The 11,450-nt window shown below is 74.1% G+C and carries 10 protein-coding genes; 5 read left to right on the top strand and 5 right to left on the bottom strand.

Translation table 11 applies throughout. The annotated features are described in order from the left end of the window. Positions 1-14 precede the first annotated feature (14 nt). The gene (locus GTR00_RS05610; protein WP_166610652.1) at positions 15-1,037 is read right to left on the bottom strand and encodes a heme o synthase; all 1,023 of its coding nucleotides are present in this window, start codon (positions 1,035-1,037) and stop codon (positions 15-17) included. Positions 1,038-1,419: 382 nt separating this feature from the next. Between GTR00_RS05610 and tkt the strand changes: the two genes are divergently transcribed. The 5 genes from tkt (at position 1,420) to pgl (ending at position 8,467) form a co-directional block, all read left to right on the top strand. Next, on the top strand, positions 1,420-3,513 hold the full coding sequence (tkt, locus tag GTR00_RS05605) for a transketolase (protein WP_166610651.1): 2,094 nt from the start codon (positions 1,420-1,422) through the stop codon (positions 3,511-3,513). Between the two features lie 125 nt (positions 3,514-3,638). Then, on the top strand, positions 3,639-4,760 hold the full coding sequence (gene tal, locus GTR00_RS05600; protein ID WP_166610650.1) for a transaldolase: 1,122 nt from the start codon (positions 3,639-3,641) through the stop codon (positions 4,758-4,760). Then, on the top strand, positions 4,757-6,292 hold the full coding sequence (gene zwf, locus GTR00_RS05595) for a glucose-6-phosphate dehydrogenase (protein ID WP_166610649.1): 1,536 nt from the start codon (positions 4,757-4,759) through the stop codon (positions 6,290-6,292). Before tal ends, zwf begins: the two co-directional genes overlap by 4 nt. 61 nt (positions 6,293-6,353) lie before the next feature. Further along, positions 6,354-7,715 carry a glucose-6-phosphate dehydrogenase assembly protein OpcA gene (gene opcA / locus GTR00_RS05590; protein WP_166610648.1) on the top strand — a complete coding sequence of 454 codons (1,362 nt, stop codon included), beginning with the start codon at positions 6,354-6,356 and terminating at the stop codon, positions 7,713-7,715. After that, the gene (gene pgl / locus GTR00_RS05585; protein WP_166610647.1) at positions 7,712-8,467 is read left to right on the top strand and encodes a 6-phosphogluconolactonase; all 756 of its coding nucleotides are present in this window, start codon (positions 7,712-7,714) and stop codon (positions 8,465-8,467) included. Before opcA ends, pgl begins: the two co-directional genes overlap by 4 nt. Before the next feature lie 93 nt (positions 8,468-8,560). On the opposite strand, the gene GTR00_RS05580 is transcribed toward pgl, so the two are convergent. From GTR00_RS05580 to GTR00_RS05565, 4 genes are all read right to left on the bottom strand, one after another. Next, positions 8,561-8,911, bottom strand: a complete 351-nt coding sequence (locus GTR00_RS05580; protein WP_166610646.1) for an RNA polymerase-binding protein RbpA — start codon at positions 8,909-8,911, stop codon at positions 8,561-8,563. 48 nt (positions 8,912-8,959) lie between these two features. Beyond that, a complete protein-coding gene (secG, locus tag GTR00_RS05575; RefSeq protein ID WP_166610645.1) occupies positions 8,960-9,211 on the bottom strand; it encodes a preprotein translocase subunit SecG in 252 nt (83 codons plus the stop codon). A 112-nt stretch (positions 9,212-9,323) separates the two neighbouring features. Then, positions 9,324-10,109 carry a triose-phosphate isomerase gene (gene tpiA, locus GTR00_RS05570; protein WP_166610644.1) on the bottom strand — a complete coding sequence of 262 codons (786 nt, stop codon included), beginning with the start codon at positions 10,107-10,109 and terminating at the stop codon, positions 9,324-9,326. Between the two features lie 35 nt (positions 10,110-10,144). Then, positions 10,145-11,371, bottom strand: coding sequence for a phosphoglycerate kinase (locus GTR00_RS05565; RefSeq protein ID WP_166610643.1), 1,227 nt, complete (start codon positions 11,369-11,371; stop codon positions 10,145-10,147). Between the last annotated feature and the right edge of the window lie 79 nt (positions 11,372-11,450).

Here is an 11,450-nt window from a genome sequence, read left to right as displayed (position 1 = left end):
GGGATCCGCGGGGCTCAGAAGGGCCAGGCGAAGCGCGCGAACGGGTCCACGGCCACGGCCAGGGACAGCAGGGTCAGGTACGTGATGGAGCCGTGGAAGACGCCCATGGGGCTGATGCGCTTGAGCTGCTCGACGGTGCCGGCGTCGCGGCCGCCGGTCTCGCGCTCGAAGCGGCGGGCGCGCCCGTGCAGGCGCAGGGTCTGCGCGAGGAAGCCGGCGCCGAGGACCAGGGCGGCCACGCCGTAGACCGGTCCGGCGCCGCCCACGGGCACCAGCAGCAGCGAGCACAGCACCATCGCCACGGTGTAGGCGACGATCTGGCGGGAGACCGTGGTGGGCCTGGCCACCACGGGCAGCATCGGCACCCCGGCGTTGGCGTAGTCCTCGCGGTAGCGCACCGACAGGGGCCAGTAGTGCGGCGGCGTCCACAGGAAGATCACGCCGAAGAGGACGAAGGGCGCCCAGTCCAGGCGGCCGGTGACGGCCGTCCAGCCGATGAGCACCTGCATGCAGCCGGCCACCCCGCCCCAGACGATGTTCTGGGAGGTGCGGCGCTTGAGCAGCAGCGTGTAGCCCACGATGTACAGCGCGATGGCCGCCAGGGCCAGGACCGCGGACAGGACGTTGACGAACGCGACGAACAGCGCGACGGAGGCCAGGCCGAGGGCGGCGGCGAACACCAGCGCCTGGCGCGGGCTGACCCGCCCCGTCACCAGCGGCCGGTTCTGGGTGCGCTTCATCAGCGCGTCGATGTCGCGGTCGAAGTAGCAGTTGAGGGTGTTGGCGCACCCGGCGGCGAGGGCGCCGCCCACGAACGTCGCCAGCACCAGGCCCAGCGGCGGCAGGCCGCCGGCCGCGAAGACCATGACGGGGATCGTCGTGATGAGCAGCAGCTCGATGATGCGCGGCTTCGTCAGGGCGAGGTAGGCCGCGGCGCGCGGGAATCGGCTGGGTCCCCGGCGGGCCCGGCGCCGGCGCCCCAGCAGGGGCCGCGAGTGCGCGGAGGCGTCGGAGGGACGCGGATCGACGACAGTCACAGGATCCTCTGGGCGAGGCGGCAGCGGGCACTGGCGATGCTACGCCTCTATTACGTCGTGTCGTTGTCCGGGGCGCGTCGCGGCGCGGACGGCGTCGTGACCGGCCGTGAGCTGCGCCACGCCCGCCTGCGAGTAGGCTCGTCCTGCAGTGATCCACCGGTCCGCCCACCACCGCCCCCGGGCGGGGGTCCTGGCCGGTGGCGCTGACGACGACCGCGGGCGGACCCGGTCCCGTCACCGCCCCCGGGCGGGGCGGTCGGCCGCGCCGGGGACCGGTGACGGCGCCGGGGACGAACGACGCAGACACAGAGCGGACCACGGCCGGTTCACCCACCGCCCCGGCGGCGCTGGACGGTCAGCTGGTTCGCACGGGAGGAGACACGTGAGCCAGCAGAACCTCGAGTGGAGCGACCTGGACCAGAAGGCGGTCGACACCGTCCGCGTCCTGGCCATGGACGCCGTGCAGCGTGCCGGCAACGGGCACCCGGGCACGGCGATGAGCCTGGCCCCGGTCGCCTACACGCTGTTCCAGAAGCTCATGAAGCACGACCCGGCCCACCCCGACTGGACCGGCCGCGACCGCTTCGTCCTGTCGTGCGGGCACTCCAGCCTCACCCTCTACATCCAGCTCTACCTGGCCGGCTACGGCCTGGAGCTGGACGACCTGAAGGCGCTGCGCAAGTGGGGCTCGAAGACCCCGGGGCACCCGGAGCACGGCCACACCGCGGGCGTGGAGATGACGACCGGCCCGCTGGGCCAGGGCATCTCCTCCGCCGTCGGCATGGCGATGGCGGCGCGCCGCGAGCGCGGCCTGTTCGACCCGGACACCGCTCCGGAGCAGAGCCCGTTCGACCACCACGTGTACGTGCTGGCCTCCGACGGCGACATCGAGGAGGGCGTCTCCTCCGAGGCCTCCGCCATCGCCGGGGTCCAGGAGCTGGGCAACCTCGTCGTCATCTACGACGCGAACCACATCTCGATCGAGGACGACACCGCGATCGCCCTGGCCGAGGACACCGGCAAGCGCTACGAGGCGTACGGCTGGCACGTCCAGACCCTGGACTGGACCAACGGCGGCGAGGGTCCGTACACCGAGGACGTCCAGGGCCTGTGGGACGCGCTGCAGGCGGCGAAGGCCGAGACCGGCAAGCCGTCGATCATCGTGCTGCGCACCACGATCGCCTACCCGGCGCCCACCCTGCAGAACACCGGCAAGTCGCACGGCTCCGCGCTCGGCGAGGCGGAGGTGCGGGCCACCAAGGAGGTCCTGGGCTTCGACCCGGAGCAGACCTTCGAGGTGCCCGAGGAGGTCCTGGCGCACACCCGCGCCGCGCGCGAGCGCGGCAAGGCGCTGCGCGCCGAGTGGGACGGGGCCTTCGAGGCGTGGCGCGCGGGCGCCGGCGAGCGCGCCGAGCTGTTCGAGCGGATGAGCACCCGCACCCTGCCCGCCGGCTGGGAGCAGGCGCTGCCGGTCTTCGAGCCCGGGAAGTCGATCGCCTCGCGCAAGGCCTCCGGCGAGGTGCTCAACGCGCTGGCCGGCACCCTGCCGGAGCTGTGGGGCGGTTCGGCCGACCTGGCCGAGTCGAACCTGACGAGCATGAAGGGCGAGCCGTCCTTCCTGCCGCCGAGCCGCACGACGAAGACGTGGGACGGCAACCCCTACGGGCGCACCCTGCACTTCGGCATCCGCGAGCACGCGATGGGCTCGATCCTCAACGGCATCGCGCTGCACGGCGGCACCCGCCCCTACGGCGGGACCTTCCTGGTGTTCAGCGACTACATGCGCCCCGCGGTGCGCCTGGCGGCCATCATGAAGCTGCCGGTCACCTACGTGTGGACGCACGACTCCATCGGCCTGGGCGAGGACGGCCCGACCCACCAGCCGATCGAGCACCTGTCCTCGCTGCGCGCCATCCCCGGCCTGGACGTCGTCCGCCCGGCGGACGCCAACGAGACCGCGTGGGCCTGGAAGACGATCCTGGAGAACACCGACCGCCCCGCCGGCCTGGCGCTGTCGCGCCAGAACCTGCCGACCTTCGACCGCTCCCAGGAGGGCTGGGGCGCGGCCGAGGGCGTGGCCAAGGGCGCGTACGTGCTCGTGGAGGCCTCCGCCGCCACCCCGCAGGTGATCATCATCGCCACCGGCTCGGAGGTCCAGATCGCCGTGGCCGCCCGCGAGAAGCTCGAGGAGCAGGGCGTGCCGACCCGCGTGGTCTCCATGCCGTGCCGCGAGTGGTTCGACGAGCAGCCCCAGTCGTACCGCGACACCGTGCTGCTGCCGCAGGTCAAGGCGCGCGTGTCGGTCGAGGCCGCCATCGCCCAGGGCTGGCACGACCTGGTCGGCGACGCCGGCCGCACGGTGAGCATCGAGCACTTCGGCGCCTCCGCGGACTACCAGGACCTGTACCGCGAGTTCGGCTTCACGGACGAGGTCGTCGTCACCGCCGCCAAGGAGAGCCTGGCCGGCCTGCAGTGACCGTCCCCCGCGGGGCCGCCGGAGGGCGGCCCCGCGGGGCACCGGCGCCCCCTCCCCGGGCGGGGCGCCAGCAGCGAGGGCGCCGTCCCGGCGCCCCGGAGCGCACGAACGGAACGGAGAACCCCGTGAGCAACAACCTCGAGACCCTGCGCGAGCACGGCGTGTCGGTGTGGCTGGACGACCTGTCGCGCGAGCTGACCGACTCCGGCGAGCTGCAGCGCCTGGTGGGCGCCGGCGTGCTGGGCGTGACGTCCAACCCGACGATCTTCGCCTCGGCGCTGGCCAAGGGCGACCGCTACACCGAGCAGGTCAAGGAGCTGGTGGCCGCCGGCGCCGACACCGAGGAGGCGGTCTTCCAGATCACCACCGAGGACGTGCGCCGCGCCTGCGACGTGCTGCGCCCGGTGTACGACCGCACCGAGGGCCTCGACGGCCGGGTCTCGCTGGAGGTGGACCCGCGCCTGGCCCACGACACCGCCGGCACCGAGGCCTCCGCCCGCCAGCTGTGGGGCGCGGTGGACCGCCCGAACCTCTACATCAAGATCCCCGCGACGGTGGAGGGCCTGGCCGCCATCACCACCGCCATCAGCGAGGGCATCAGCGTCAACGTCACGCTGATCTTCTCCCTGGACCGCTACCGCGCCGTCATGCAGGCCTTCCTGACCGGCCTGGAGCAGGCCCGCGAGAAGGGCCTGGACCTGTCCGGGATCCAGTCCGTGGCGTCCTTCTTCGTCTCCCGCGTGGACAGCGAGGTCGACAAGCGCCTCGACGCGATCGGCACCGAGGAGGCGAAGGCGCTGCGCAGCAAGGCCGGCCTGGCCAACGCCCGCCTGGCCTACCAGGCGTACGAGGAGGTCTTCGGCACCCCGCGCTGGCAGGTGCTCAAGGAGGCCGGCGCCAAGGCGCAGCGGCCGCTGTGGGCCTCCACCGGCGTGAAGGACCCGAACCTGCCGGACACCCTGTACGTCACCGAGCTGGTCGCGCCGAACACCGTCAACACGATGCCCGGCAAGACCCTGGACGCCACGATCGACCACGCCGAGGTCACCGGCGACACGATCCGCGGCTCCTACGGCGAGTCGCAGGCCGTCCTGGACGACCTGGAGCGCCTGGGCGTGTCCTACACCGAGGTGGTGGACCTGCTGGAGCGCGAGGGCGTGGACAAGTTCGAGAAGAGCTGGGGCGAGCTGCTGCAGACGGTCACCGACGAGCTCGAGCGCGTGAAGACCCAGGCTGAGGCCAAGTGAGCCCCACCCCGGCGGGGCACAACCCGCTGCGCGACCCCCGCGACCGGCGCCTGCCGCGGATCGCGGGGCCGTGCGGTCTCGTGATGTTCGGCGTCACGGGGGACCTCGCCCGCAAGAAGCTCATGCCGGCGATCTACGACCTGGCCAACCGCGGCCTGCTGCCGCCGGGCTTCGCCCTGACGGGCTTCGCCCGCCGCGACTGGGCCGACCAGGACTTCGGCAAGATCGTCTACGACTCGGTGCGCCAGCACGCCCGCACGCCCTTCCGCGAGTCGGTGTGGGCGCAGCTGGCCGAGGGCTTCCGCTTCGTGCCCGGCGAGTTCGACGACGACGAGGCCTTCGACCAGCTGGCCGCCACGGTCGCCGACCTGGACCGCGTGCGCGGCACCGGCGGCAACCACGCGTTCTACATGTCGATCCCGCCGCGCTTCTTCCCCGTGGTCGCCAAGCAGCTGGCCCGCAGCGGCCTGTCCGCGCAGCACGGCGACCAGTGGCGCCGGGTGGTCATCGAGAAGCCGTTCGGCCACGACCTGAGGTCCGCGCGCGAGCTGAACACCGTCGTCGAGGACGTCTTCCCCGCCGACTCGGTGTTCCGAATCGACCACTACCTGGGCAAGGAGACCGTCCAGAACCTGCTGGCGGTGCGCTTCGCCAACCAGATGTTCGAGCCGCTGTGGAACGCCAACCACGTCGACCACGTGCAGATCACGATGGCCGAGGACATCGGCATCGGCGGGCGCGCCGGCTACTACGACGGCATCGGCGCGGCGCGCGACGTCATCCAGAACCACCTGCTGCAGCTGCTGGCGCTGACGGCGATGGAGGAGCCGGTCTCCTTCGACGCCGCGGACCTGCGCGCGGAGAAGGCGAAGGTCCTCTCCGCGGTGCGCCTGCCCAAGGACCTGTCGAGGTCCACCGCGCGCGGGCAGTACGCGGCGGGCTGGCAGGGCTCCGAGCACGTCAAGGGGTACCTGGACGAGGAGGGCATCCCGCAGGACTCCACCACCGAGACGTTCGCCGCGATCGAGCTGGAGATCGACACCCGCCGCTGGGCGGGCGTGCCGTTCTACCTGCGCGCCGGCAAGCGGCTGGGCCGGCGGGTCACGGAGATCGCGGTGGTCTTCAAGCGGGCCCCGCACCTGCCCTTCGAGCGCACCGCCACCGAGGAGCTGGGGCAGAACGCCCTGGTGATCCGGGTGCAGCCCGACGAGGGCGTGACGCTGCGCTTCGGCTCGAAGGTCCCGGGCACCGCGATGGAGGTGCGCGACGTGACGATGGACTTCGGCTACGGCCACGCCTTCACCGAGTCCAGCCCCGAGGCCTACGAGCGGCTCATCCTGGACGTGCTGCTGGGCGACCCGCCGCTGTTCCCCCGGCACGAGGAGGTCGAGCTGTCCTGGAAGATCCTGGACCCGATCACCGAGTTCTGGGCGCGCAACGGCAAGCCCGAGCCGTACGCCTCCGGCACGTGGGGCCCGGCGTCGGCGAACGCGATGCTCGAGCGGACCGGCCGCGCCTGGCGGCGGCCGTGAGCCGCCGCGCCCGGGGCGCGGCCCCCACGACCGGACAGCACCTCGACGGGGAGCGGACGAAGTGATCATCGACCTGCCCAGCACGTCCACCAGCGCCATCAACAAGGCCCTGGTCGACCTGCGCGACTCCGGGGGCGCCGTCGCGCTCGGCCGCGTGCTCACGCTCGTCGTCGTCACCGACGACGCGCACGCCGAGGACGCCATCGCTGCGGCCAACGAGGCCAGCCGCGAGCACCCGTGCCGGGTGCTCGTGCTGGCCCGCGGCAACAAGCGCGGCGCGGCGCGCCTGGACGCGCAGATCCGCGTCGGCGGCGACGCCGGCGCCAGCGAGGTCGTCGTGCTGCGCGCGTACGGCCCCCTGGTGGAGCACGGGGAGACCACCGTCGTCTCGCTGCTGCTGCCGGACGCGCCGATCGTGGCGTGGTGGCCGGGGGCGGCCCCGGAGGACGTGGGCGCCGACCCCATCGGGCGGATCGCCCAGCGCCGCATCACCGACTCCGCCGAGTCCCGCGACCCGCGCAAGGCCCTGGAGCAGCGACGGGGCAGCTACCGCGCCGGCGACACCGACCTGGCGTGGACGCGGCTGACGAACTGGCGGGCCCTGCTGGCGGCGGCGCTGGACCAGCCGCCGTTCGAGCCGGTCAGCACCATCACCGTGGCCGGTGCGCCCGACAGCCCCAGCACGGAGCTGCTCGCCGCGTGGCTGACGGCCAAGCTCAAGGCGCCCGTGGTGCGCGTGCGCACCAAGAAGGGCACCGGGGTGCACAGCGTGCGCCTGGAGCGGCGCTCGGGCGCCGTGGAGCTGATCCGCCCGGACCAGAACGTGGCGACCCTGACGCAGCCGGGGCAGCCGGACCGGCGCATGGCGCTGGCCCGCCGCCCCGTCAAGGACTGCCTGACGGAGGAGCTGCGCCGGCTGGACCCGGACGAGGTCTACGGCGAGGTGCTGGCCGACGGTCTGCCCAAGGTGGGCACGAAGACCCTGACGGAGCGCGACGCGCAGCGGCAGGGCCGGCTGTCCCCGCCCGGGCAGGCCGCGCGCCAGCAGGCCGCGGCGGAGGCGAAGTCCGCCCGGGTCTCCCGCGCCATGAAGCGGGCCACCCCCGGTGAGCCCACCCAGCGCGTCGGCGGCACCGCGGACCCGAACGTCGAGCACTCCGAGAACGCCTCCGAGCGCGGCACCTCCCCGGCGGAGAAGGTCGCGGCCGTGAAGCGCACCGCCGCGACGGGCCGCCGCGCGGCCTCCTCGAGCAGCGCTGCGGCGACGACGCCGGGGAGTTCCGCCCCGGCCGGTGCGGCGGCGGGGAAGACCGCCGCGAAGAAGACCGCGGCCAAGCGGACCACCGCGAAGAAGGCGGCACCCGCGGCGGGCGGGTCCACCGGCCGCACGGCCACGCGCACCGCCAAGAAGGCCGGCGCGTGAGCGGCGGCGAGCCCCTGGTCGTCGTCCACCCCTCCCCGGAGGTGCTGGCGCACGCGGCGGCGGGCCGGCTGCTCGCCGCCCTCGCCGACGCCCAGGCCCGGCGCGGGGTGGCGCACGTGTCGCTGACCGGCGGCACGATCGGCGGCAAGGCGCTGGAGGCGGTCGCCGCCTCCCCCGCCCGCGACGCCGTGGACTGGCGGCGCGTGCACCTGTGGTGGAGCGACGAGCGGTTCCTGCCCGCCGGGCACCCGGACCGCAACGCCACCCAGGCCCGCGCGGCGCTGCTGGACGCGCTGGACCTGGACCCGGCGACGGTGCACGAGCCGCCGGCCTCCGACGGCCCGGACGGCGACGACCCGGACGCCGCGGCCGCCCGCTACGCCGCGGAGCTGGCCGCCGCGGCCGGCGGTGCGGAGGTCCCCGCCTTCGACGTGCTGCTGCTGGGCATGGGCCCGGACGGGCACGTGGCCTCGCTGTTCCCGCACCACCCGGGGCTGGCGCGCGACGAGTCCAGCGTGATCGGGGTGCGCGAGTCGCCCAAGCCGCCGCCGGTGCGGCTGTCCTTCACCTTCGGTGCGCTGGCGCGCGCCCGTCAGGTGTGGGTGGTCGCCGCCGGGGCGGAGAAGGCCGCTGCGGTGGCGCGCGGCGTGGGCGGCGACGAGGTGACCTCCACGCCGGCGGCCGGGGTGCGCGGCACCGAGGCGACGCTGTGGCTGGTGGACGCCGCGGCCGCCGAGGAGCTGCCCCGCTGAGGCGCTCCCCCGCGGCACGAGGAAGGCCCCCGACCTGAGCAGGTCGGGGGCCTTCCTCGTGCCCGTACCGCGGGGCGGCGGGGGCGCGGTGGGTCAGCGGATGAGCCCGCGGGCGCGCAGGCCCTCCAGCGCCTCGTTGAGGATGGCCTCGCCGTCGGCGTCGCTGCGCCGCTCCTTCACGTAGGCCAGGTGCGTCTTGTAGGGCTCGTTGCGCGGCGGCGCGGGCGGGTTGGCCCTGTCGGTGCCCGCGGGGAAGCCGCAGCGCGGGCAGTCCCAGGTCTCGGGGGGTTCGACACCCGACTCCTCGGCGAAGCTGGGGCGCGTCTCGTGCCCGTTGGCGCACCAGTAGGAGATGCGGACGCGGGGCGCGGTGTCGCCGCGCTCCGCCTCACCCATCGGTCCGGCGCCGACCCTGCTGCCCCGGATGGCGTTGCCACCTGCCACGTTGAACTTCTCCCCTCGTCCGCTGCCGCGGGTGTAGTGCCGGGTTGCTCAGAACTCGTCGGTGAAGCGCTGCAGGAGGCCGAGCAGCACGATGCACACGAACCAGACCAGCGCGATCCCGACCGTGAAGCGGTTGAGGTTGCGCTCGGCCATGCTCGACCCCGACAGGCTCGTGGTGACGCCGCCGCCGAACATGTCCGACAGGCCACCGCCCTTGCCCTTGTGCAGGAGGATCAGCAGCGTCAGGAAGAGGCTGGACAGCGCCAGCAGCACCTGCAGCACGATGCGGAGGACGGTCACGCGGATCCTTCGTCTCGGGCCGGTCCGCAGCGCGGGCCGGCCGGGTCGGGGCTGGTCCAGGGTAGGCCATCGGCGGGCCCGGGCGGGCGCACCGCCCGCACCCGCCGTGTCCTCAGGCGGGGTGGTCGCGGTAGCGCACGATGGACGCGAAGTCGCCCGCGTCCGTGCTCGCCCCGCCCACCAGGGCGCCGTCCACGTCGGGCTGGCGCATGATCGAGGCGATGTTCGCGGGCTTGACGCTGCCGCCGTACAGGACGCGCACGGCCTGGGCGGTGGCGGCGTCGAACTGCCCGGCCACCGCCGCGCGCAGCGCCTCGCAGACCTCCTGGGCGTCCTCGGGGCTGGCGACCTCGCCCGTGCCGATGGCCCACACCGGCTCGTAGGCCAGCACCATCGAGGCCACCTGCGCCGCTTCCAGGCCCTCCAGCGCCGCGGTGACCTGCCCGACGGTGAAGGCCACGTGCTCCCCCGCCCGGCGCACGTCCAGCGCCTCGCCCACGCACACGATCGGGGTCAGCCCGTGGGCCAGGGCCTGGCGGGTCTTGGCGCGCACGGCGGCGTCGTCCTCACCGTGGTGCTGCCGGCGCTCGGAGTGGCCCACCGCGACGTAGGTGACGCCCAGCTTGGCCAGCTGCGCGGCGGAGACCTCACCGGTGTAGGCGCCGGGCTCGTGGGCGGAGACGTCCTGCGCGCCGAGCTTGAAGGAGAGCTTGTCGCCCTCGATGAGGGTCTGCACGGTGCGCAGCGAGGTGTGCGAGGGCAGCACGGCGACCTCGACGGCCGAGTGGTCGTGCCGGGCGTCCTTGAGGGTCCAGTCCAGCTTCTGCACCAGCAGGGTGCCCTGCTGGTGGTCCAGGACCATCTTCCAGTTGCCGGCGATGAGCGGGGTGCGGGCCACGGCGGGTCCTCCTCCTGGGTCGGGGTCGGTCGGCGTCAGTCGAGCACGTCGAGGCCGGGCAGCTGCTTGCCCTCGAGGTACTCCAGGCTGGCCCCACCGCCGGTGGAGATGTGCCCGAACTGCTCGTCGGCGAAGCCGAGGGTGCGCACCGCCGCGGCGGAGTCGCCGCCGCCGACGACGCTGAAGGCCCGCGAGTCCACCAGGGCCTGCGCCACGGCGCGGGTGCCGTGCGCGTACGGCTCCATCTCGAACACGCCCATCGGCCCGTTCCAGAAGACGGTGCGCGCGTCGGCGAGCGCGGCGGCGAAGGCGGCGCCGGAGTCCGGGCCGATGTCCAGGCCCAGGCGGTCGGCGGGGATCGCGTCGGCGGGCACCACGGAGTGCTCGGCGTCGGCGGCGAACGCGGTGGCCGCCACGACGTCGGTGGGCAGGACCACCTCCACGCCCTTCTCGGCGGCGGTGCGCACGTAGGCGCGCACCGTCTCCAGCTGGTCCTCCTCCAGCAGGGACTTGCCGACCTCGTGCCCGGCGGCCTTGAGGAAGGTGAAGACCATGCCGCCGCCGACCAGGAGGCGGTCGCCGGGGGTCAGCAGCGAGCCGAGCAGGTTGTCGATGACGCCGAGCTTGTCGGAGACCTTCGAGCCGCCCAGGACCACGGCGTAGGGGCGCTCGGGCGAGCTCGTCAGCCGGCGCAGCACCTCCACCTCGGTGGCGACCAGACCGCCGGCGGCGTGCGGCAGGCGGGTGGCGACGTCGTAGACGCTGGCGTGCTCGCGGTGCACCGCGCCGAAGCCGTCGGAGACGAACGCGTCGGCCAGGGCGGCCAGGGAGTCGGCGAAGGCGCCGCGCTCGGCGGCGTCCTTGCTGGTCTCGGCGGCGTTGAAGCGCACGTTCTCCAGCAGCACCAGGGAGCCGTCGGTGAGCGCCTCGACGGCGGCGGTGGCCGGCCCGCCCACGGTGACCGGGCAGAAGGAGACGTCCACGCCGTCCAGCAGCTCCGCCAGGCGGGCGTGCACGGGGGCCAGGGAGTACTTCTCCTCCGGGGCGCCCGCGGGGCGGCCCAGGTGGGCGGTGACGACGACCCGGGCGCCGGCGTCCAGCAGGCGGCGCAGGGTGGGCACCGAGGCGCGCACGCGGCCGTCGTCGGTGATGCGCGGGGCGCCGCCGGATCGGTCCAGGGGCACGTTGAGGTCGCTGCGCACGAGCACCCGCTTGCCGCGCAGGCCGCCGAGCTCGCGCTCGAGGTCGTCGATCGTCTTCACGGTTCCTCCGGTGGTGGGGCCGGCTGCGGGGCAAGCGGGTGCTCGTGCGCAGCGACCTCAACGTGCCCCTGGACCGATC

The sequence above is a fragment of the Kineococcus indalonis genome, assembly GCF_009906395.1.
Taxonomy (GTDB): Bacteria; Actinomycetota; Actinomycetes; order Actinomycetales; family Kineococcaceae; genus Kineococcus; species Kineococcus indalonis.
Note: the sequence above shows the minus strand (reverse complement) of the source record. Positions and strands in the feature narration are given on the sequence as shown.